The following is a 25328-nucleotide window of genomic DNA, read 5'->3' as shown; positions in this document are numbered from 1 at the left end:
GGAGAGTAAAGATGAAAAGTAAGGCACTAATTTATGTTTTATTGCTTAGTTTGTTTTCGTCTATTAGTTTTGCAGCGGTCGATTGCAGTGATCCAAAAAATAGACCTCGCAATATTGCTGGCACATTGATAGGTGGAAAAGAAGAGTGTTATCGTGAGAACAAAAGAGATAGCAAACGTGACTTTGATGCCACTATCGGTAGAAATCCAGTCACTGGTAAAGTCACCTCAAAGGCTGAGCTATTAGGTGGCAATAAAGCTACAAACAACCTTGAAAAAGCACAAATGAACTATGGCGACAAGAAATTTAAGCTAGAAGAGGCAGAAAAAGCCTATGCTGATAACCCAAGTGTCAAAAACTCTAACTGCAACTCTAACTGCTTAGAAAAAGCACGTAAAGCCTTTAAAAAAGCACAGCTTGACCTTGAGGCAGCAGAAGAGATAAAAGCTAAGGCTGATATGAAAAAGGCGAAGTGATAAGGGGAATTTGATGTTTAAAAAGCTATTTTTACTAGCGGTTTTGGCGGCTTTTGCCTTTGGGGCGGAGGCGAAAGTGAGCTTATACGAGCTGCTTTCAACGCCAAATAACAAGAGCTTGCTAAAGCGTCTTGGTAGGGAAAATATCCTAAGCTCAAAGAGCGAGCCAGGCACGCAGGCGATCTTTTTTGCGAGCGCAAAGAGCAAGCCAGAGCTATTTTACGTGCTTGAGTTTTACAAGGACGAGGCGGCTTACAAAAAGCATATAAGCTCGGCGCATTTTAAGAAATTTGCAAGCGCAAGCGCTGAAATTTTAGCTAGCAAAAAGGCTATAAGCCTGAAAAAACGGGCTGCATTTTCTAAAAATTTAACGCCAGAGCGCCTAAAAGATGCCTACTTTCACATCACAAATTTAAACCTTTTAACAAAGAGCGATGCGAAATTTGAAAAGATCATCAAAAAATATATGCAAAAAAGCGTAGATGAGGGTGCTTACGCGCAGTTTGCCTTTAGTCAAAAAGAGGCACCTAATAAGTGGGTGCTGGTTGAAATTTACAAAGACGAGGCTAGCTTTGAGAGCTACCGCCACAGCGAAAACTACAAGGCTTATGCCAAAGAGCGAGCTGGGCTGATAGACGAATTTGACGGCTTTGGCCTAAAAAACGAGACCTCATTTAGCAAGGTAAAATTTTAGGAGATGTTATGAAGAAAATTTCACTTTTTTGCGCACTTGCACTCATTGGCAGCACGGCTTTTGCCCTTGATAGGGCTGGATGTGAGAGTTTAAAAGATGTGAAAATTTTAAACAACGAGATGATAGACGCGGTGTGGAGTGAGAGTGGCGAAGTATCAGCCGATAGGATGTCTGCGCTAACTGGTGGCAGTAAAAACACTATCAAAGCAAAGCCTCACTGCGTGGTGCATGGCAAACTCTATAAGCGCACCGGCAGTGACGGCAAAGAGTATGCGATTGATTACGAGCTAAGGCTGCCAGAGCAGTGGAATGAGAAATTTTTGTTTCAAGGCGGAGGCGGCATGGACGGCTTTGTAGCACCTGCTCTTGGTGCAGTGCCGATACGCACAAGCACAGCCGCACCAGCGCTTCTTAGAGGTTACGCGGTCGTCACTACAAACTCAGGCCACCCAGAGCCAACGGCAGAGTTTGGGCTAGATCAGCAAGCAAGGCTAGACTACGCCTATCAGGCGATCTGCAAGGTCACGGACGCATCTAAGCAAATTTTAGCCGCCGCATACGCCAAAAAGCCAAAACATAGCTACTTCATGGGCTGCTCAAATGGCGGCAGGGCAGCACTCATGGCAGCCCAGCGCTATCCACTAGAATTTGACGGCGTCATCGCTGCAAACCCTGGTTTTAGGCTATCTCGCGCGGCGATCGCTCAGCAGTGGGACAACCAAGCCCTTATAAAGATAGCTCCAAAAAATGAAAAAGGCGAGAAAATTTTTGCAAATGCCCTAACGCAGGACGACCTTGACAAGCTAAGCCACGCCGTACTAGAAAAATGTGACGCCTTAGACGGACTAAAAGATGGGATCATCAATGCGTGGGAAGCATGCAAATTTGATCCAAAAAGTCTAAATTTAGATAAGCAAAAGATAGAGGCGATAGAGAAAATCTTTAACGGAGCTAAAAACAGCAAGGGCGAGCAAATTTATAGCGGTTGGTTTTACGACTCAGGCGTGAGCGCTGAGGGCTGGAGGCAGTGGAAGCTGGGCGACTCACAAAGTGCTAAGCCAAACGCTAGAAACATCACGCTTTCAAGCGGCTCGGTGAATTACTACTTTTTAACGCCAGCACAGCCAAATTTTGACACGATAAATTTTGACTTTGACAAAGACACGCCAAAGACTTTTGAGACCGCGGCGATAAATGACGCTATCTCAACAAGCCTTAGCACATTTAGCGCAAATGGCGGCAAGCTCATCATAGTAACTGGCGTTTCAGACCCAGTTTTCTCGGCAAAAGATCAAAGGGATTGGTTTAAAAAGCTAGAGGCTGATAATGAAAATAGCCAAAATTTCGCGGCATTTTTTGTGCTACCTGGGATGAACCACTGCGGTGGCGGTAACGGCATAGATGACGTCGATCCTCTTAGTGCGCTTGAAGCGTGGCACGAAAAGGGCGAAGCACCAAAGAGCATGCTAGCTAAGAGCAAGAGCTACGCTGGCAAGGAATTTTTAGTGTGTGCCTATCCAAAGGTGGCTACTTACGTGGGTGGCGATGCTAGCAAGGCAAGTAGCTTTGTTTGCAAGTAAATTTAAGAAGAGAAAATGAGTGAAATTTTAGTCGTATCAGGTCACACAGACCTTGAAAATTCTTTTGCAAATAAGATCATTTTGGACGAGCTAAAAAAGCACCTGCCAGAGGCTAAATTTGACATACTAAGCGAGCTTTATAAAAACTACGCTATCGATGTAAAAGCTGAGCAAGAAAAGCTAGTAAAGGCTGATGTGATCGTGCTTGTTTATCCATTTTTCTGGTACGGCGTGCCATCACTTTTACAAAAGTGGCTCGAAGATGTGCTAGTTCATGGCTTCTCTCACGGCAGTAAGGGAGATAAGCTACACGGCAAAAAGCTAGTGCTTTCATTTACCTCGGGCGCGCCTGAGGAGCTTTATAAAAAAGAGGCACTTCAGCGCTATGAGATAGAGGAGTTTTTGCCGCCACTTAGGGCGTTAGCAAATATGTGTGGTATGGAGTTTGCAGGCTATGTTTATAGCGGAGGGCTATCATATCAGAGCAGGCACGATGAGGCAAAGCTTGCTTTGATGAGGCAAAAGGCGCTTGACCATGCAAAAAGACTTGGCGAGCTGATAGGTAAAATTTCATGATACCAGCGAAATTTTATAGATATGTCTTTACTTTTATAATGTCAGCATTTATGGCGCTTATAATGTCCTTTATGTTGACATATTTTAACCTAGGTTTTATTGACGGCTTTGTAAAAATTTGGCTCGCAGCTTATATAAAAGCACTTATGGTGGCATATCCTGTGATATTTTTCATAGCACCACTGGCTGCAAAAATAGCACAAAAAATCTGCAATAAATAAAATAATAATATACGTTATCAATAAAAATTATTATTTACATATTTTAATTATTTGGTTATAATCCGCTCAAATTTTATCAAAATAGGAGTCAAAATGAGACAGTATGAAACATACAAATGCGAGAAATGCGGCAACGAGATCGAGGTTCAAAAGGTTGGCGGCGGCACATTAACCTGTTGCGGCGAAGAGATGAAATGCATCACTGAAAATTTAACAGCGGTAAATTTGATGAAGGCATTTGCTGGCGAGTCACAAGCTAGAAACAAGTATGAGCTTTACGGCGACCTAGCTAAAGAAGCAGGCTATCACGCGATAGCTAGACACTTTTACGAGGCAGCTGAAAACGAGAAATGGCACGCAAGGGCTGAATTTAAGAAGTATCACGAGATGTTGAACGATCCGATCGATAAGATGGATAAAAATTTACTTGACGCTGCAGCTGGCGAAAACTACGAGCATACGACGATGTATCCAGACTTTGCAAAGATCGCAAAAGAAGAAGAGCTAAGAGATGTTGAGAGGCTATTTAACGCGATCGGCAAGGTTGAAGTAGAGCATGAGAGGGAGTATCTAGAGCTTAAAAAGATGCTTGATGAAGAGGGCTTTTTTGAGAGCGACGAAGAGGACATCTGGGTTTGCGAGGTGTGCGGACACGTTCACAGAGGCAAAAAAGCTCCAGGCGCTTGCCCACTTTGCAAAGCTCCAAAAGAGTATTTTAAACGCGAATTCTTAGGCTAAAAAGACAAAATTTTAGCCAAGGCGCTTGTCTTGGCTAAATTTATAATTTTTTAAGCACAAAATCACCATTTTAAATGTTATACTTCTCCAAAATTTTCACAAGGAGAAAGAGATGAAAAAATCACTTTTAGTTTTAGCTGGACTTGGCTTTGCACTAAGCCTAAACGCTGCAGATCTTACAGATACTTGCAAGTCTTACTTCTCAGACATCGACAAGATGGTTGAAGCTTACAAAAAAGCTGGTCAAGAGCAACAAGTAAAAATGTATGAAGATCAAAAGAAACAATCAATGGATCAACTTGCTGCACTTCCAAAAGAGCAACAAGACGCTACTTGCAAACAAGCTAAAGAGATGTTTGCTCAAGTAATGGATCAAATGAAAAAACAAGGTCTTTTAAAATAAAACTCCATGTGGCTAGGCTCTCTAGCCACATTTTTTAATCATCGCTTGCTAACTCGCTATTAACACCAATCTCTTTTATATCTATCTCTTTTTGTTCATCTGGAGATAAACGTTTAAAATTTTCAAGCCTACTGACAAGACCATCTCTGCCACTAAAACTTGCTGCTAGGGCATTAAAATGTTTATTTGCAGTGTTCAATGTGCTACTTAGTCTATTCATATGATCGGCCACATTTCGCACTTTGTCATAAATTTTGATCGCACTTTTTACGATATTTTTAGCCTCTTCATTACCACGCTCTATGCGCCATAAATTTGCAACCGTGCGGAGAATAGGCATAAGAGTAGAGTGAGAGACTAAAACCACGCGTTTTTCAAATGCGTAGTCAAAAAGGGTGCTATCAAATTTCATGGCCTCAAGGTAAGCTGGCTCTATTGGCACAAACATAAGCACAAAGTCAGGGCTTTCAGGTACGACATCGCCGTAGTTTTTACTATTTAGACTATCTATGTGGCTTTTCATAGAGACTATATGCTCTTTTAGAGCTAAATTTAACTCATCGTCATTACTAGCCCTAATGGCATTTTCATAGGCGATTAGTGAGACCTTAGAGTCTATTATCAGATGTTTGCCGTCAGGGATTTTTACTACAAAATCAGGGATAAAGCGTTTACCCTCTTCATCTTTGTAATTTTGCTGGGTGAAGTAGTGCTCACCTTTTATGAGCCCAGAAGCCTCAAACGTCCGCTCAAGCTGCATTTCTCCCCAATTTCCAAGTGTTTTGTTGCTACCTTTTAGAGCAGTTGCAAGTGAGTTTGCTTCTTTTGACATAGTGATGCCGATATCACTTATGTGTTTGATCTGTGCTCCTAGTGTACTTATGCCTTTGACTGATTCGTCGTGGACCTCATTTACACGCGTTTGAAAAGTTAAAATTTGCTCCCTTAACGGCTTTAGCAAAAGCTCTAAAGACATCTGACTATTTTGTGTAAAATTTGCGCTTTTTTCTTCAAAAATTTTGTTTGCAAGATTAGAGAACTCTAAATTTAGCTCACTTTTTACCTTTGCTAAATTTGTCTCTTGTTCTTTTAGACTTAGCTCTTTTGCATTTATCTCACTTCTAAGTGCAACTATATCAAGTTTTAGTGAATTTTCTCGTTCATTTGCTTCAGATAGCGCATTCTTACTTTGATTTAGCTCATTTAAAGCATTGGTAAAATTTACCTCGTTATTTTTGGCTCTTTCGTTTGCTGCACCGATATTCTCTTTTAGTTCATTGATTATGCGCTCCATCACATTTTCGTCTTCATCCATTTGCGTTATTTTGGCCTTTAGTGTATCTATCTCTCCTATAAGCTCATCTATATGCTCATTATTTGCCACAAGCTTTGCTTTTTGCTCACTAATAAGCTGTAGATTTTGGCTATTTTGAGATGATAAATTTGCTAAATTTGATGAAATCTCAAGATTTTCTTGCTCTTTTTGCTTTAAAATTCTATCTAGCTCGAGCTTATCTCTACTAAATGAATAGATAAAAAAGATCGCTACCAAAAGCAGTACTGCCAAAGATATGAAGGCATAAAAATATATTTCAGGCTGCATTTTTATCCTTAATAATTATGAGAACGTGTTTTTGCTCCTTAGTTTTCACGCCTCTAATATCGCTCCGTTGCTTGCGTTTGTGACTAATTTTTGATACTGCCTTAGCCAGCGAGAGGTTAGCGCCTTATCGACTGGCTTAAATTCCGCTCTTCTCTTTGCGATCTCAGCTTCGCTTAGGCGAACGTTTATCTCGTATTTATCGACGTCTATATCGATGATGTCGCCATCTTGTAGCAAGCCTATCATGCCGCCCTCAGCTGCTTCTGGGCTTACGTGACCGATGCTTAGACCCCTTGTCGCCCCGCTAAAGCGACCATCTGTGATGAGCGCTACGTCCGCGCCAAGCCCTCGTCCCATGATGAGCGAAGTAGGGCTTAGCATCTCTTGCATGCCAGGGCCTCCGCGTGGGCCTTCGTAGCGGATGACGACGACGTCGCCTTTATCTACTTTGCCACTTGAAATTCCAGCTATTGCTTCATCTTGTGAGTTAAAGCAGACCGCTTTGCCACTAAATTTACGCTCGCCAACGATGCCAGCTGTCTTGATGACACAGCCTTGCTCGGCTAAATTTCCAAACAAAATGGCAAGTCCGCCAACTTGAGAGTAGGCATTTTCCACCTTGTGAATGACGCTTTCGTCTTTGATGTCGCTTGCTTTTACGCGCTCGCCCAAAGTTTCGCCGCTAACTGTTAGGTTGTCCAAATTTAGCATGCCGTTATCTCTGCGTGAAATTTCTTTTATCACCGCATTCATACCGCCAGCCCTGCCGACATCCTCCATATGCACGTTTGGCAAGCTTGGGCTGATCTTAGCGATGTGAGCGATGTTTTGGCTGATCTTGTTTAGCTCTTTGATATCTAAATTTACGCCAGCCTCTCTTGAGATGGCTAGCATGTGAAGGACGGTGTTGCTGCTGCCGCCCATCGCCATATCAACAACAAGTGCGTTGCGGATCGCCTTTTCATTTAGTATGTTTCTTATCTTAAATTTCTCATCAAGGGCGATCTGGCAGATCCTGCGAGCAGCCTGCCTGATGAGCTCCTCACGCTCTGGAGTTAGCGCTAGTATGGTGCCGTTGCCAGGAAGCGCTATACCCATCGCTTCGCAAAGCGTGTTCATAGAATTTGCCGTAAACATACCGCTACAGCTGCCACCACTAGGGCATGCGTTACACTCGATATCTCTTAGCTCGGCCTCGTCTATCTCTTTGGTCTCAAATTTACCAACCGCCTCAAACGCAGTCGCAAGATCGATCGGCCTGCCATCTTTTGTGTGGCCTTTTCTCATAGGACCGCCGCTTACAAAAATGGTTGGGACATTGACCCTTAAAGCGCCCATAACCATGCCAGGGACGATCTTGTCGCAGTTTGGCATACAAACAAGCGCGTCAAGTGCGTGTGCGTTCATCACGGTCTCAATAGAATTTGCGATGATCTCGCGGCTAGGTAAGCTATATAGCATACCCCCATGCCCCATCGCGATGCCGTCATCCACGCCGATGCAGTTAAATTCAAACGGCACACAGCCATTTTTGCGAATTTCATCTTTTAAAATTTGAGCGTATTTGTTTAAGAAAAAGTGTCCAGGGATGATCTCTATAAAGCTGTTTGCAACGCCGATAAATGGCTTGGCAAAGTCCTCGTCTTTTAGCCCAGTCGCACGTAAAAGTGAGCGGTGCGGGGCTCTTGTGTAGCCTTTTTTGATTATATCGCTTCTCAAATTTGATCCTTTTTTAAAATTTGAGAGGATTTTATCACATCTAAAGTATCAAAAATTTTAAAGCTTGGCCGCGCATGGCAGCCAAGTAAAATTTAGTATTCGTCAAAGAATTTTTGAATTTCTTTTGACTAAAAATTTTTTGCTCTACTTTTAGAATTTTCTTAAAATACCTATATATCGATGTTTTTTATTTGTAACTAATATAATTTATATTTCAATGTGATTTAAAAACGCTTATTAAAATCCAAAAGTCAATTTTTTTAAGAAAGGATTAATATGAGCGTAGAAGTAGCCGACAAAGAGGGGTTAAATTTAAGTGGTGGCGTGAGCCAAAATGGCGGGCAAAATGACCCTCACGTGAGAATCATAGAGGAGATAAAGTCGCTTGAGATACTTGAGTCCAAGAATTTTCTTGCTGAGCTATACGGACAAAGGGTGGCAGACGCGAGGCCAAAAGCGCAGGATCAAATTTTAAACATCGCAGACGCAACCACGAGCGCAAACGATGTGCGTTTTGACAATGGCAACGACATAGTCGATATGACAAGATCTATCGTAAATGATGCCAAGATAGACGCAGGAGATGGCGACAACAAGCTAAGAATTCACGATAATATCGAGGTTAGAGGGCTGAGATTTGACGCTGGGGCTGGCAATGACGAGATAGAGATAAGAAACAATGTCGGCATAAAAGATCATACGCTTTTATACACAAATAACGGCGATGATAGCGTGAAAATTTATGGTGCGACGATGGAAAATGCTGCCATTCATACAGGTCTAGATAACGACGTTATAGATATCCAAAGATCTGAGATCAAAAACGGCGCAGATATAAGGCTTGGTGGAGGAAATGACACTATCAACACCGACTGGGTGGGTTTTTTTGGTGATACGAAAATTTCTCTTTCTAGCTTTACTAATCCAAACGAAGTAGATACGCTAAATATGGACAACACTATCTTTAACGGACACACTACTATCGAAGCAAACGACGGCGAAAAGACTACTATGAATATAAAAGTGTGCGGTGGAGACGGCGAGATAGATATAAAAGGCTCACACGCAAATTTAGACCACACACCGCTTTTTGATATGAATTTTCTTGGGCCAAAATTTATGGGTGACGTTAAATTTGACGGCAGAAATAACAAGGTCAATATGCATATAGACGACTCAGAATTTCATGGTAAAAATAACGAATTTTACTTCTCAGATAATCAAAATGATACTTTAAATGTGACATCAGCTATCATAAAAAATTCTAAATTTTATCTAGGTGGCGGAGATGATACAGTTAGTTTAACTATGACAAGAACAGATATAGATAATAATACTCAAATATTTGGTGGTAAGGGCTATGATACTCTCGTACTTGATAATAATATCGACTTCTCAAAAGTCTCTGGCTTTGAAGAATTAAAAGTAACGAGCGGTGCTTATGTGACATTAAATGGCAATGATGTGGCTCATTTGAGTGACATTTTAGACAATGGCTCTAATGTAGTTAAATTTAGTGAAGCCCATGGTACTGTAAAACTTAATGGTTTTAGCGAAACTAACGGAGCAGAAAATGGCTATCATAGATATGAAAGTGCCTATAATACGCACTTAGCAGACGGTAGCGAGCATCAAGGCACAGTTTATATAGATATAAAAGAGGACATTCACGTCGATCTTTAAATTTTAGATCCCTTTTGGGATCTTGCTTACATTTATCCAAACTTAAATTTTTAAACCCACTGCAATAGCGTAATCTTAAGAATTAACATCATATTTACATTACTTTATATTTAAAGGAAATATTTATAATGTGTCAAATTGATTTTAAAGGAGGCAGCGATGGCTGTGAAAGTAGGTGTTATCAAAAACATTCTTGGCTCCAAGGAAGTAGTAGTTATAGACAAAAATGGCAACGAAAGAGTTGTTGTCGCGGGAGATAGTTTATACGAGGGCGACGTTGTTAAAGCAAACGGTGCAAAGGTAACTATCGCATCAAACGACGGCAAAGAGTTTGAGCTAAAAGATGGTGAAACTCTAAATTTAAATAACGACCTTAGCTCAGACAAAGAGGTAGCAGCTATACAAAAAGCCCTTTTAAAAGGTGAAAATTTAGCAAATCTCGAAGAGAGTGCCGCTGGCGGCAATAGCGGTGGCAGAGGCGGAGATGGCGTGAGCCTTGGCGAGACAAGGTTTGAGCATGGCGGTCATGAAAGCTCTGATGTATCAGCTAGCTTTAGATCACTTTCAGATACTTTTGGCGCTGTAAAACTAACTAACCAAGAGGTAAAAGGCGGCGGTAGTGATGTTTTTGATGGTTCAGATAGTGATATAAATTCTGCCATTGCACCTGTAGCCCCAGTTGAGCCATCACAACCAGAAAATCCAACTCCGCAGCCTAAACCGGTTGAACCAGTAGAGCCAAAACCTGAGCCAACTCCAGAACCACAGCCAGAACCAAAACCTGACGAGAGCAAAGATATAGTTAAAAATATCTCAGTTGAAAACAAGTCAGAATTTGGCTATGAAAAGAGCTCAGACGACAAATCATACCTAGAGTACAACCTAAAAGGCGAAGTAGCGCAGGCTGACGCTGATAAAAAGGTAGATGTGACGCTTAAATTTGGCGGAGAGGCAACTACTGGCAAAGACTATGAAAATGCAGAGTACTCACTAGATGGCGGTAAAACTTGGCAAAAGCTAGATGATAGTGGCGTGATAAAAGATGTAAGAGCTGGCGATATAAATAAAGTAAGCGTTCGTGTTGAAGTGACAAACGATCACGACCAAAATGAAGGCACACTTGATCCATCGGAGAAAATTTTCACAGATGCAGATAAGGGCGTAGAAAATAATGGCTACTTTAAAGAGAGCGTTTCGCTAGAAGTTAGCATAGGAGATAACAAAGCCACAAAAAATAGCTATATTGTTGATAATGATCATAACATTACTATCACAAGCGAATTTCATAATGATAAATTCTTTGATGCTACGTTTAAAAACAATGGCAATAACACTTTAAATTTTGAAAATGCAACTATAAGCCGTGATGAGAATAAAAAGATACCTAGTGACATAGTTTTTGGTGATGGTGAGAAAAATAATGGAGTAGATATTATAAACTCAAATAATTCAAATTTAAACTGGCTAAATATCAAAACCCAAGGCGGAAATGACACCATTAATATAAATGGTGGAAGACACGAGAGACTTCACGTCGAAACTGGCGCAGACAACGACACTGTAAATTTAAACGGCGGAACTTACATAGGTACCAAACCTTATCAAAGTGGCTTTACGCTTGATAGTGGAAACGATGTATTAAATTTAAATGGTACAAGAGATGATCATGTAAAAATGACAGATATGTACCTAAGAACCGGCTCTGGCGAGAAAGATGAGATAAATATCAAATATACTGAGATGGACTCAACATACAAAAATTCAGCCAACCACATCATCGCTGAATCAAAAAACAACACCATAAATGTTGAAAACTCAAATTTAAAAGGTATCAACATAGGTACAGAGACAAACACAGGCACCGACGTAAATAGAAATCCACTAAATTTCGATCTAAATTTAAAATCATCTACCCTAGATGATATAAATCTCAACACTATCTACAAAACTCACGTAGTAGTCGAAGATACAAAGATAAATGGCAACTACCCAGAAAATGCCACAAAGTGGAATTTTGCAGATACAGATGATACTTTAGAGCTAAGATCAGGTACATTAAACGATATGACGGTTAATCTTGGCAACGGCGAAGACAAAGTCGTCGTCTCAAAAGCTATGAAGCTTGATGGCTACACTACGATAAATGGTGGCACTAGCTACGAGACCGATACACTTGTGATCGATGGCAATGTTGATTTTAATAAATTTAAGAGCTTTGAAGAGCTACAAGTGACTGGCAAAGAGAAGGTCAGCCTAAAACTAGAAGATCTATATGATATGCTTGACATTAAAAATGGCGATAGCAAACATATCTTGGCAGTTACGGAGGCAGCTGGCGGAGTAGAGTTAGCAGGCTTTAAGCTTTCAGACTACGCAAGAGGTCTAAAAGAAGGCTTTACAAGATATGAGGCCGACTTTGGTCTTCAAGATAACGGCAGATCTTATACTGTCAAAGGCTATATCGATGTAAAAAATGGTATCAATGTCGATCTTGGTGCTAAGCCAGAGCCTACGCCTGTTGAGCCAGTCGAGCCTGTAAATCCAGCTCCAGCCCCACAACCTGAGCCTCAGCCAGAACCTAAACCAGAACCTACGCCTGATCCAAATGGCAAAATAGTAAACGATCTAAGAGTAGAGACCATAACTAAAGAAGTTTCTGAAAAACCAGGAAATGACTCATATCTAGAGTATGGCATAAGAGCCAATGTAGATAAAGCAAACGCCGATAAAATGTTAAAAGTTTTTTTTGGCTTTGGCGGAAAGGCAGATCATGGTAAAGACTATGATAATGTTGAGTACTCAATCGATGGTAAGAACTGGGAGCTGCTACCATTAAAAGATTATAGCGCCACTATAAATGTAAAAGCAGGTGATATAAATAACCTAACCGTACGTGCAAGAGTACTGGACGATGACAGATTAAATGAAGGTAAGTTTGATCCTACAAATAAAATTTATAAAAATGCAGAAGGCATTGAGGGCAATGGCGAATATAAAGAAAGTGTCACTTTAATTGTTGAAGTAGATGACACTATCACATCAGCAGATGAGTATATCGTGGATAACGACAGAGAAGTAACTATACCTATAGGCTATCATAGTACAAATCCTTTTGATATAGAATTTGCAGGTGATGGTAGAAATATACTAAAAATAAAATATGGTCATTCTATCCTTGGAAGCTTAGATCAAGAAGGAACTAACAAGATAAATTTTGGTGACGAAAAACTTAGCGGAAAAGACGAATTAAGTGCTGAATCTGTAAATTTAATAAAAACTGATATCAATACTTATGGTGGTGATGATGTTATTAATATACGTAGCTCTTATAATATCAAAGAAGTAAATGTAGATATGGGTGCTGGCAATGATGTTTTAGGATTAAGCATTCTGGATAATTCTGTTGGCAAAATAGAAAATAGTAAATTTAAACTTGGTAGTGGTAGTAATACTGTAAATATCGGAGGTGCTGAACTAAAAGATGTGATCTTAGATATGTCATCAGATGACAAGGACGCGGTAAATACGATAAATTTTGATTTTGGTGATTATATGAACGTGATAGACAAACCTGTAAGATTTACTAGTACAACTCCAAAAGATGTTTATGATATCGATGTTTCATCTGCACACAATACTTTAAATTTGGGTTGGGCATACCTTGATGGTGTAACTATAGGTTCAAATCGCTCTGAAAAGGGTACATTAGATATAAAAGGAGATGTTGCTGACTTAAAGGGTGTAAATATCGAATCTGGAAACAACGAGACACATATAGACATTGACTATGCACGTATAAATTATAGAGCACCCGGTCAACCCGATCAAGAAGTTAAATCATCAGAGTGGAATTTAAGCCCTTATAATGATACTATCAAGATAGATGGCGGGTTTATAAATAAGCTAAAAGTAAATCTTGGAGCAGGCGACGATAATGTCTTTTTATCAATGAAAACAAACAACAGTAGTTTACAAATGGATGGTGGCGATGGCTATGATGTAGCTACAGTAGAAGCTAATATAGGAGGCTATAATAACAAATTTAAAGGTTTTGAAGAGCTAAGGATAACTGGCAATGAAGCTTATCGTATAGGTACGAAAAATGTATTTATAAATGATGTTTTGCAAGATGATAATAACCACACGATAGATGTCTATCTATCAAAGATCAGCCAAGCAAATGGTGGCGTAAAACTTTATGAAAAATATCATAAAGCTGATGGAGCAGAAGAGGGATATCAAAGGTATGAATTTAAAAATGAGAATTTTACCGATGATAACACAGGTGAAAAATATACTCAGACAATCCATGTAGATATAAAAAACGATATCCACGTCGATCTTTAAAATTTAGACCCTTTTTGGGTCTAAATTTCTTCTATATAAATTTACAAATATCTTTTATAAATTCTATTATTCTTTTAAAATTTACTACGATCAAATAAAACACTTATAACTTAAAATATCATTAATCAATTCTTATTAGAAAATTAAAATTCATATAAGCGTCATAGAAATATCATCTTTTAATTACAAAAAATTCTATAAATGTAACGTATAATAAAATAATATAACTATATTGTACCTAGGTACAATTTACAATTTCTTCTAATAGTTATAAAATAATGCCAAAATTAATTTAGCCCAAAAGGAATGAATATGGCAAAGAAATTAGGTACAATCAAGTCTATATCAGGTTCTGCTGAGGTTATCGCAGTAGATAAAAGTGGTAACCAAAGAGTACTAAAAGTTGGTGATAGCCTTTATGAAGGTGAGACGGTAAAAACAACTTCAGCTGATTCTAAGGTTGTGATAGCGACAAATAATGGAAAAGAGCTATCAATGATCGGTGAAGATACGCTAAGTCTCGATCCAAAGGCAACTGCTGCTGATTCACAAGTAGCAGCACTTCAAAAAGCATTGTTAAATGGTGCAAATTTAGAAGATCTAGAAGAGACAGCGGCTGGCGGTACGAGCGGTGGTCGTGCTGGCGATGGTATGAGTCTTGGCGAGACAAGATTTGAACATGGCGGACACTATTCAAATATAAATGCTAGCACAAGTGCTATCAATCCTTTAGGTGTTGCATCGTTTGCAGGCCCAGCTGAGGGTAAAAGCGGCGGTTTAGATAGCGGTCGTGGCGGTGATGATGGCTTTTATATAGATACAACTCCACCAAGAGTAATTATTGATGGCATCACTCCAGTTGATACAAACAACCCAGCTGATGGCAACCCAGATAAAGGTATCGTAAAAGGTCATTCAGATGAGCCAAATGCTCCAGTAGTTGTTACTGATAAGGACGGCAAAATAATTGGTACTGGCACAACTGATGATAAAGGAAATTTCGAAATCACTACTGATCCAATCAAACCAGGTGATAAAGTAAATGTTGAAGTAACTGATAAAGCTGGCAACAAAGGTAATGGTGAAGGAACAGCTGGTGATACAACTTATGTTGATACAACAGCTCCAAAAGTAGAAGTTGATCAAGTAACTCCAGTTGATACAAACAACCCAGCTGATGGCAACCCAGATAAAGGTATCGTAAAAGGTCATTCAGATGAGCCAAATGCTCCAGTAGTTGTTACTGATAAGGACGGCAAAATAATTGGTACTGGCACAACTGATGATAAAGGAAATTTCGAAATCACTACTGATCCAATCAAACCAGGTGATAAAGTAAATGTTGAAGTAACTGATAAAGCTGGCAACAAAGGTAATGGTGAAGGAACAGCTGGTGATACAACTTATGTTGATACAACAGCTCCAAAAGTAGAAGTTGATCAAGTAACTCCAGTTGATACAAACAACCCAGCTGATGGCAACCCAGATAAAGGTATCGTAAAAGGTCATTCAGATGAGCCAAATGCTCCAGTAGTTGTTACTGATAAGGACGGCAAAATAATTGGTACTGGCACAACTGATGATAAAGGAAATTTCGAAATCACTACTGATCCAATCAAACCAGGTGATAAAGTAAATGTTGAAGTAACTGATAAAGCTGGCAACAAAGGTAATGGTGAAGGAACAGCTGGTGATACAACTTATGTTGATACAACAGCTCCAAAAGTAGAAGTTGATCAAGTAACTCCAGTTGATACAAACAACCCAGCTGATGGCAACCCAGATAAAGGTATCGTAAAAGGTCATTCAGATGAGCCAAATGCTCCAGTAGTTGTTACTGATAAGGACGGCAAAATAATTGGTACTGGCACAACTGATGATAAAGGAAATTTCGAAATCACTACTGATCCAATCAAACCAGGTGATAAAGTAAATGTTGAAGTAACTGATAAAGCTGGCAACAAAGGTAATGGTGAAGGAACAGCTGGTGATACAACTTATGTTGATACAACAGCTCCAAAAGTAGAAGTTGATCAAGTAACTCCAGTTGATACAAACAACCCAGCTGATGGCAACCCAGATAAAGGTATCGTAAAAGGTCATTCAGATGAGCCAAATGCTCCAGTAGTTGTTACTGATAAGGACGGCAAAATAATTGGTACTGGCACAACTGATGATAAAGGAAATTTCGAAATCACTACTGATCCAATCAAACCAGGTGATAAAGTAAATGTTGAAGTAACTGATAAAGCTGGCAACAAAGGTAATGGTGAAGGAACAGCTGGTGATACAACTTATGTTGATACAACAGCTCCAAAAGTAGAAGTTGATCAAGTAACTCCAGTTGATACAAACAACCCAGCTGATGGCAACCCAGATAAAGGTATCGTAAAAGGTCATTCAGATGAGCCAAATGCTCCAGTAGTTGTTACTGATAAGGACGGCAAAATAATTGGTACTGGCACAACTGATGATAAAGGAAATTTCGAAATCACTACTGATCCAATCAAACCAGGTGATAAAGTAAATGTTGAAGTAACTGATAAAGCTGGCAACAAAGGTAATGGTGAAGGAACAGCTGGTGATACAACTTATGTTGATACAACAGCTCCAAAAGTAGAAGTTGATCAAGTAACTCCAGTTGATACAAACAACCCAGCTGATGGCAACCCAGATAAAGGTATCGTAAAAGGTCATTCAGATGAGCCAAATGCTCCAGTAGTTGTTACTGATAAGGACGGCAAAATAATTGGTACTGGCACAACTGATGATAAAGGAAATTTCGAAATCACTACTGATCCAATCAAACCAGGTGATAAAGTAAATGTTGAAGTAACTGATAAAGCTGGCAACAAAGGTAATGGTGAAGGAACAGCTGGTGATATGGACTTTAATGACAATGTAGCTCCAGATGCTCCAGTCATAACAGAAGTAACAGATAACGCATATGGCGGAATTGAAAATGGTGGAAATGTACTTGGCATAAATGACGGCTTTACAAATGATAACACTCCTACATTTAAAGGTACTGCTGAGCCTAATACAACTATCGTTCTTAAAAATGGTAACGATATTATTGGCAAAGACATCATTGTAAAAGCTGATGGAAGCTGGGAATTTACACCAAAAACTCCACTTGCTGATGGTGAGTACAATGTAGTAGCTATCGCAACTGATAAAGCAGGAAACGTTAGTGTTCCATCAAATGTTGCAACAATTAATATCGATACTCATGTAACTACTCCAGTTATTACAGAAATTATTGACGATGTAGCAGGTGGTATAGTAAATGGTGATGTCAAAAATGGTTTAACAAACGATAACACTCCAACACTAAAAGGTACAGCTGAGCCTGGTTCAACTGTTAAAGTTTGGATAGATGGCTTAAGTAAAGGTTCTCTTGTTAATGGTGAAGTTATTTATGATTGGACTACAATTACTAAGGAAGATGGCACTTGGGAATTTACAACACCTAAACTAAGTGATGGAAGTCATACATTTAAAGTTCAAACAACAGATAGAGCGGGTAATAATAGCCCAGAATCTAGTGTAGTTAGTGTAAATGTTGATACAACAATAGGCAATCCAAAAGTTAGATTTGTAGAAGATACAGATGGCAATGGTGTTTTAAGTGTTGCTGAAGTAGCTGCTATAAAAGATGGCAAAGCTCACTGGGTTATCGACATCCCAACAGATGGTAGCATAAAAGCTGGTGACGTGATCCAATCAATTGACGGCAAAGGCAATTGGGTTAAATTTGTTGAGATTACTGATGAGATGATCAAGGATGGTAGATTTGAAGCTACATTTAATGTTGATATCAATAAGCTAAAAGACGGCAAATATGAGACTCCAGAGTATAGATTTGCTGATGAAGCTGGCAATGTTAGTGAGTCGTCAAAAGCTAGCCTTACACTTGACAGCGAATTTAGCCGCCAACCAAGCAACCCATCTATCACATTCCCAGAAGATAATGATCCAAAAGATGGCAAAATCTCTGATAAAGAAAACAAAGCTGGTGACAATGACGCTGGTAAAACAACAGCTGAAATTTCTATACCAAAAGATGGCAGTGTAAAACCAGGTGATAAACTAGTTGTTACTGATGAAAACGGTAAACAAACTGAAAAAACAATTGAGCAAGGTGATATCGACAATGGTAACATCAAAGTTCCAGTTGATCTAAACCCAGGTAAAGACAATACCATAACAGCAGAGATCATCAATCCAAATAACCCTAATAACCCAGGCAAAGGCAAAGGTGTGATAGGTGAAGATAGTGAAAATACTAAAGCTCCAGAAGCTCCAGTAATCACTGAAGTAATTGATGATGTTAAGGGTGGTAAATTTAACGAAGATGTCAAAGGCGGCCTAACAAATGATAGTACTCCAACTATCAAAGGTACTGCAAAAGCTGGATCAAAAGTAGAAATTTATGATGATGGCAATAAGATAGGTGAGACAATAGCTAAACTTGATGGTTCATGGGAATTTACAACTCCAGAGCTTACTAAACAAGGCGAGCATAAATTTACAGCAACTGCTGAGAATACATTTGGTAAGAGTGGCTTAAGCAATGAAGCTACAATTGATCTTGATACAATAGCTCCAGTTATCAAAGAGGTTGCAATAACTCCAATCGATACTGCTGCTAAAGCCGATGATACAGCAGAAGCAACTCTTATAGTAGGTGTTACAGATACTCCTCATGCTACTGTTATAGCTAAAGATAAAGATGGAAATTTCTTGGGTAGAGCCGACGCTAATGATAAAGGTGGCTTTGTTATAGATGCTAAACCTGTTAATCCGGGCGATAAAGTGGTCTTTGAAGTGACTGATAAAGCTGGCAATACTAGTGAAAGTGAATTTAAAGCTGGCGATTTAACTCATCCAAATGATCATACAGCTCCAAAAGTAGATATCGATACTGTAACTCCAGTAGATGAGACTAATCCATCAGATGGTACTCCAGATAAAGGTATCGTAAAAGGTCATTCAGATGAGCCAAATGCTCCAGTAGTTGTTACTGATGAAAATGGTAAAACAATAGGTACTGGCACAACTGATGACAAAGGAAATTTTGATATCACTACTAGCCCAATCAAACCAGGTGATAAAGTAACAGTTGAAGTAACTGATAAAGCTGGCAACAAAGGTAAAGATACTGAAACTGCTGGTGATATGGATATCATTCATAAAGATCTTCCAGAAACTCCAGTAATAACTGATGTAATCGATGATGTTAAGGGCTATGGAGAAGATACTAAAGTGGGCAATGTTCTTGATGTTGAAGGTCATTTAACAAACGATAAAACTCCAACTATCAAGGGAACTGCAAAAGCTGGATCAACAGTTGTAATCTATGACAATGGTGTTGAGATCGGTAAAATAGAAAACGCAGATGCCAACTGGGAATTTACAACTCCAGTACTTACTAAACAAGGCGAGCATAAATTTACTGCAACTGCTGAGAATAAATTTGGTAAGAGTGCACCAAGTAATGAAGCTACAATTGATCTAGACTCAATCGCTCCAAAACTTGACAATGTTAAAATCACTCCTATCGATAATAATAGCAAAGCCGATAACACAGCAGATATAACTATGGGAACAGGTCATACAGATACTCCAAATGCTGAGATATTATTTAGAGATGAAAACAACAACATTATAGGAAAAGGTCACGCTAACAGTACAGGTGACTTCTTAATTCAACTAGATAAAGCTGTTCAGCCAGGTACTCCAGTATTTGTCCAAGCAATAGATAAAGCTGGTAACGCAGGTACAGATAGAGTTGTAGCTAGTGATATGGAACATCCAAACGATCATACAGCCCCATCAGAGCCAGCTATCACATTTGTTGAAGATGTAAATCCAAAAGATGGCAAACTAAATAAAGCTGAAAACAGCAGTGATGGTGATAACGCTAATACAACAGCTAAAATTTCTGTCCCAACAGATGCAGTAGTAGGCGATGTGATCAAATACACTGTAAATGGTGGCACAGAGCAGTCTCATACTATAAGTGTAGCTGATAAAAATGTTGGTCATGTAGAAATAAAAGTACCAGTAACTGATGGTCAAACTTCAAGCGTAACAGCTAAGATCGTTGATCAAGCTGGTAATGCAAGCAAAGAAGTATCTAGCAGCATAGACTCAGACTTTACAGCTCCAAATGTCAAGATCACAGGAATCATTGATAACGTAGAAGGTGGTGTATATAAAGGCAATGTTGCAGGTACTAACACAAACGACAACAAGCCAACTATAAAGGGTACAGCTGATGCAAATCAAGAAGTAGTCCTTTATGATAACAATAAAGAGATGGGTAGAGTTACAGCTGACAAAGATGGCAACTGGGAATTTAAACCAAGCGACTATAAAGAGCCACTAGCAGATCTTGTTGGCCGTGTTCACGTTATAAAAGCAGTAGTGACAGATGCAGCTGGCAACACTAGCGAAGCAACTTCTGCACTAGAAGTTGATACAACTATCGGTGCTCCAAAAGTATCTATAAAAGAAGATGCAGATCACAATGGAGTTCTAAGCGTAGAAGAAGCTAAGAATTTAAAAGATAGTAAGATCCACTGGGAAGTAGAGATACCAAAAGATGGTACTGTAAGCGCAGGTGATGTTCTTCAAGTACTTGGAAAAGATGGTAAATGGAAGACCGAAAAAGTCTTATCAAATGATGATCTAGGTAAAAGCTTTGAATACGAAGCAACTTTATCAGGAAAACACTTCGAAAGCCCAAGCTATAGAATAGTCGATCTAGTTGGTAACCAAAGCACAGCTATACATGCTAACGTACAACTTGACAGCGAATTTAGCCGCCAACCAAGCAACCCATCTATCACATTCCCAGAAGATAATGATCCAAAAGATGGCAAAATCTCTGATAAAGAAAACAAAGCTGGTGACAATGACGCTGGTAAAACAACAGCTGAAATTTCTATACCAAAAGATGGCAGTGTAAAACCAGGTGATAAACTAGTTGTTACTGATGAAAACGGTAAACAAACTGAAAAAACAATTGAGCAAGGTGATATCGACAATGGTAACATCAAAGTTCCAGTTGATCTAAACCCAGGTAAAGACAATACCATAACAGCAGAGATCATCAATCCAAATAACCCTAATAACCCAGGCAAAGGCAAAGGTGTGATAGGTGAAGATAGTGAAAATACTAAAGCTCCAGAAGCTCCAGTAATCACTGAAGTAATTGATGATGTTAAGGGTGGTAAATTTAACGAAGATGTCAAAGGCGGCCTAACAAATGATAGTACTCCAACTATCAAAGGTACTGCAAAAGCTGGATCAAAAGTAGAAATTTATGATGATGGCAATAAGATAGGTGAGACAATAGCTAAACTTGATGGTTCATGGGAATTTACAACTCCAGAGCTTACTAAACAAGGCGAGCATAAATTTACAGCAACTGCTGAGAATACATTTGGTAAGAGTGGCTTAAGCAATGAAGCTACAATTGATCTTGATACCAAGACTGAAAAGCCAGTTATTAAAGAGATCATTGATAATGTTGAAGGTGATACAGGTGATATAAGTTCTAAAAATAACTGGACAAATGACAATACCCCAACACTAAAAGGTAGTGCTGAGGCTGGTGCAACCGTCGATATCTATGTAGATGGCAAAAAAGCTGGTAGTGTAGAAGCCAATGATAAAGGTGAGTGGGAGTACACAACTGGTAAACTAAGTGACGGCGACCATAAATTTTATGTGGAGGCAACAGATAAAGCTGGCAATGCAAAAGAATCAGATGTTGAAGCTATAAAAGTAGATACCAATCCAGGTCAAGTAGTAATCACTAGCGTAACAGATGACAACGGTGTTGACGCTCTAAACGGTGCTTATGATGGTGCTACAACAGATAACACTCCAACTATAAACGGCTTTGCAGAGCCTTACTCAACTGTAACTGTTAGCGTAAAAGATAGCAATGGCAAGGTAGTTTGGAGTGGTGAGGTTTATGTAACAGATGAGCATGGTGACTGGTCTATCACATTAGATAAGCCACTAAATGATGGTGACTATACAATAGAAGCTACTATGCAAGACTATGTCAAAAACCCAGTTCAAAACTCAAACGTTGTAAGCTTAACAGTTGATACTGCAACAGATATACCAGAGATCAAAGAGATCGTTGATGATGTAGCTGGTGGTATAGTAAACGGTGATGTCAAAAATGGACTAACTAATGACAATACCCCAACTCTAAAAGGTAGTGCTGAAGCTGGTGCAGATATAAAAGTATTTATTGATGGCAAAATCGCAGGTACTACAAAAGCAGGCTTTGATGGCAGCTGGGAATTTACTCCTAGAACTAAACTTGGCGACGGCGAGCATAAATTTGTTGTAGAAGCGACTGATAAACTAGGACATAGTGCTAAATCTGTCGAAGCAAGCGTAGATGTTGATACAACTATTGGTGAGCCTAAGATAAAATTTGTTGAAGATATTAATGGAGATGGCAAACTTAGCACAAATGAGCTTCCTGCTGTTGGTTTAACTGATGGCAAGCTTCATTGGGTAGTTGAGATACCAAAAGATGGTACTGTAAAAGCTGGTGATACTCTTCAAGTATATGGAACAGACGGTAAATGGAAAGATGTAGTAACACTAAGTGACGCTGATATAAGAGAAGGCTCATTTACAAGTAGTGAATTTAGCAAGAATATATCAGAGATGGGTCGTGGATTTGTAAGCCAACCATATAGATTTGTTGATCCTGCTGGCAATGAAAGCCGTGGCATACTTGAAAGTATAAAACTTGATGCTACTGCACCTAAAGCTCCAGTCATCACTGATGCGATAGATGATGTCAAAGGTGGTAAATTTAACGAGAATGTTCTTGGTGTAAATAAAGGCCTAACAAATGACAATACTCCAACTATCAAAGGTACAGCAGAGGCAAATGCTAAGGTAGAAATTTACGACAATGGTAATAAGATCGGTGAAACAAGAGCCGATAGTGATGGCAAGTGGAGCTTCACGCCAAACGGAAGCGTAACTCTTCCTGATGGTGAGCATAGCATAACTGCGGTTGCTGTAAATGTTATCGGAAGAAGCCCAGCTAGTGCTGAAGCTAAGCTAATGGTAGATACTGTAACACCTAAGCCAACAATTGATGCAATCATTGATAACAAAGAGGGTGGTAAATTCCATGAAGATGTTAGAGATGATGTAACAAATGATAATAGACCAACATTCAAAGGTAGCGCTGAGGCTAATGCGACAGTTGAACTCTTTGATAATGGTAAGAGCATGGGAACAACAAAAGCAAATGATAAAGGAGAATGGACACTAAGACCTGCAGAACCAATGCCTGATGGAAAACATGAGATAGTTGCAAAAGCAACTGACCTAGCAGGAAACGAAAACTGGTCTAAGGGAGCATATTCAAAAGTAGATACAGATGCTGGTACTGTTGAGATCACGGCTGTTATCGATGATGTCAAAGGTGGCAAATTTAATGAGAACGTTCTTGGTGTAGATGGTGGCTTGACAAACGATAGTACTCCAACTATCAAAGGTACTGCAAAAGCTGGATCAAGGGTTGAAATTTATGACAATGATAAGTATATAGGTAGCACAATCGCAGATAGCGACAATGGTACTTGGACATTTACAACACCAACTCTTACTGAGCAAGGTGAGCATAAATTTACAGCTAAAGCTATTAATCAAAATGGTACCACTAATCCAAGCAATGTGGCAAAAATCATTCTTGACACTGATATTGATATCAAATTGACAGAGGTTACTCCAATAGCTGAAGGAACAACTCCTGGTGCACATATAAGTACGCCAACTATTATCATGAATGCAATTAGCAGAGGTAATCATATTCCGACTACAACTGGCGATGACTACGTAAAAGTAAAAGGTTCGGTAAATAATCGTGCTAATATCAATCTATGCGATGGTAATGATACTTTAGAAATCGGTGGTGTAGTTATGGATGGTGTAGTTATTAATGCTGGTAGAGGAAACGACAAGGTAACCATAGGCAAATACCTAAAAGAATCTTTTGTTAATCTAGGTGAAGGTGGAGCCAATATAGTTAGAACCCGCATCGCTGGCATATCAGACGAGATTAATGCCGCATTTATAATTAAAGATAAAAACGGCTTGAAAATTGGTGATGGCAAAACTGATGCTGATGGTAAATTTGATATGTTTATCGACAAAGCTATCAAACCTGGCGAGAAATTAAGTGTAGAGATAGTCGATGCAGCTGGCAATAAAGCTAGTGATAGCAAGGCAGCTAGCCACATAGAAGTAAGCGGAGTACGCTACTATGATAACGAGCTAGATGTTGGTACAAACATACATGCTGCTGCTGTTTTAGCTGGAAATGGTAATGACTTAGTAGTTGTTGGCGAGAAAGGCAAACCAGATGGCTATATAACAGTAAATTCTAAGATAGATCTAGGTGAAGGAGATAATGAGATCAGAGTTCGTACAAATATAGATCACTCTGAGATCAAAACTGGTAGTGGTGATGATATAGTGACTACTGGACTAAAAGGCAATGGTTTTGGCTATATAAACAATGAATCTAAGATTGATCTAGGAGATGGTAACAATAAACTAACTGTTGGTACAAATATTGATCACTCTGAGATCAAAACTGGTAGTGGTGATGATATAGTCAATGTTGGTGTAAATGGCATCGATGGTTATATAACAGGACACTCTAAAGTTGAACTAGGTGCTGGCAATGATTTACTTAACATTCGTACAAATATTGATTGCTCAACTGTTGATACTGGCACTGGTAATGACGTAGTAAAAGTTGGTGGTTATATCCATAGCTCTAAAGTCGATCTAGGCGCAGGAGACGATACTTTATCTATTGGTAAAGTAGACCTAAATAATAGCAAAGTAGATGGTGGAACTGGTTATGATAAGTTAGTATTAGAAAATCCTGACAAGTCTGTAAACCTAAGTGATATCTCAAAATTTGCTAAGAATTTTGAAGAGCTTGATATATCTGGTGCTAAAAACACTACTCTAAAAGTTGGCATCAAAGATGTCTTAGATATGACTGATGATAAACATACGCTAAAAATCACAGGCGATAAAGGCGATGTAGTTGATCTAAAAGAGGATGTTAAAGGCAGCGGATGGCATCAAGGTGCTTCAGAAGATGGTTACACAACATACACAAACAACACCGTAACTATTCAAATCAAAGACGAGATCCACGTTATCTAGTCTAAAAATATAAGCAGGGCAGGGAGTCTGCCTTGCTTTGAATTTGT

Annotated in this window: 12 protein-coding genes; 10 read left to right on the top strand and 2 right to left on the bottom strand. The window is 39.3% G+C overall.

Going from position 1 to position 25328, the window contains the following annotated elements:
• The first annotated feature begins 11 nt into the window (after nucleotides 1-11).
• From CVS89_RS09620 to CVS89_RS09590, 7 genes are all read left to right on the top strand, one after another.
• Nucleotides 12-476 carry a hypothetical protein gene (locus tag CVS89_RS09620; RefSeq protein WP_103567128.1) on the top strand — a complete coding sequence of 155 codons (465 nt, stop codon included), beginning with the start codon at nucleotides 12-14 and terminating at the stop codon, nucleotides 474-476.
• A gap of 13 nt (nucleotides 477-489) precedes the next feature.
• Nucleotides 490-1170 (top strand): putative quinol monooxygenase, encoded by a 681-nt coding sequence (locus CVS89_RS09615; protein ID WP_107847988.1) that lies wholly within the window; start codon nucleotides 490-492, stop codon nucleotides 1168-1170.
• A gap of 8 nt (nucleotides 1171-1178) precedes the next feature.
• Nucleotides 1179-2750 (top strand): tannase/feruloyl esterase family alpha/beta hydrolase, encoded by a 1572-nt coding sequence (locus CVS89_RS09610; RefSeq protein ID WP_107847987.1) that lies wholly within the window; start codon nucleotides 1179-1181, stop codon nucleotides 2748-2750.
• 15 nt (nucleotides 2751-2765) lie between these two features.
• Nucleotides 2766-3326, top strand: a complete 561-nt coding sequence (locus tag CVS89_RS09605; RefSeq protein WP_107847986.1) for an NAD(P)H-dependent oxidoreductase — start codon at nucleotides 2766-2768, stop codon at nucleotides 3324-3326.
• Nucleotides 3323-3547, top strand: a complete 225-nt coding sequence (locus tag CVS89_RS09600; protein ID WP_103571764.1) for a DUF2798 domain-containing protein — start codon at nucleotides 3323-3325, stop codon at nucleotides 3545-3547. Before CVS89_RS09605 ends, CVS89_RS09600 begins: the two co-directional genes overlap by 4 nt.
• 93 nt (nucleotides 3548-3640) lie before the next feature.
• The gene (locus CVS89_RS09595) at nucleotides 3641-4285 is read left to right on the top strand and encodes a ferritin family protein (RefSeq protein WP_107847985.1); all 645 of its coding nucleotides are present in this window, start codon (nucleotides 3641-3643) and stop codon (nucleotides 4283-4285) included.
• A gap of 112 nt (nucleotides 4286-4397) precedes the next feature.
• The gene (locus tag CVS89_RS09590) at nucleotides 4398-4688 is read left to right on the top strand and encodes a DUF5339 domain-containing protein (RefSeq protein WP_103575393.1); all 291 of its coding nucleotides are present in this window, start codon (nucleotides 4398-4400) and stop codon (nucleotides 4686-4688) included.
• A gap of 34 nt (nucleotides 4689-4722) precedes the next feature.
• Here the strand turns inward: CVS89_RS09590 and rmuC are convergent, their stop codons facing one another.
• Both rmuC and ilvD read right to left on the bottom strand, forming a co-directional pair.
• Entirely contained in the window at nucleotides 4723-6291 is a 1569-nt protein-coding gene (gene rmuC / locus CVS89_RS09585) for a DNA recombination protein RmuC (RefSeq protein ID WP_107847984.1), read from the bottom strand.
• Between the two features lie 45 nt (nucleotides 6292-6336).
• On the bottom strand, nucleotides 6337-8010 hold the full coding sequence (gene ilvD, locus CVS89_RS09580; RefSeq protein WP_107847983.1) for a dihydroxy-acid dehydratase: 1674 nt from the start codon (nucleotides 8008-8010) through the stop codon (nucleotides 6337-6339).
• A 276-nt stretch (nucleotides 8011-8286) separates the two neighbouring features.
• Between ilvD and CVS89_RS09575 the strand changes: the two genes are divergently transcribed.
• The 3 genes from CVS89_RS09575 to CVS89_RS09565 all read left to right on the top strand — a co-directional run bounded on the left by CVS89_RS09575 (nucleotide 8287) and on the right by CVS89_RS09565 (nucleotide 25281).
• Nucleotides 8287-9693 carry a hypothetical protein gene (locus CVS89_RS09575; protein WP_107847982.1) on the top strand — a complete coding sequence of 469 codons (1407 nt, stop codon included), beginning with the start codon at nucleotides 8287-8289 and terminating at the stop codon, nucleotides 9691-9693.
• 159 nt (nucleotides 9694-9852) lie between these two features.
• Nucleotides 9853-14040, top strand: coding sequence for a hypothetical protein (locus CVS89_RS09570; protein WP_107847981.1), 4188 nt, complete (start codon nucleotides 9853-9855; stop codon nucleotides 14038-14040).
• 312 nt (nucleotides 14041-14352) lie between these two features.
• Nucleotides 14353-25281: a retention module-containing protein gene (locus CVS89_RS09565; RefSeq protein ID WP_196088145.1), complete on the top strand. Its 10929-nt coding sequence runs from the start codon at nucleotides 14353-14355 to the stop codon at nucleotides 25279-25281.
• Nucleotides 25282-25328 lie beyond the last annotated feature (47 nt).

This window comes from Campylobacter concisus (genome assembly GCF_003048615.2).
GTDB classification, from domain to species: Bacteria; Campylobacterota; Campylobacteria; order Campylobacterales; family Campylobacteraceae; genus Campylobacter_A; species Campylobacter_A concisus_C.
Note: the sequence above shows the minus strand (reverse complement) of the source record. Positions and strands in the feature narration are given on the sequence as shown.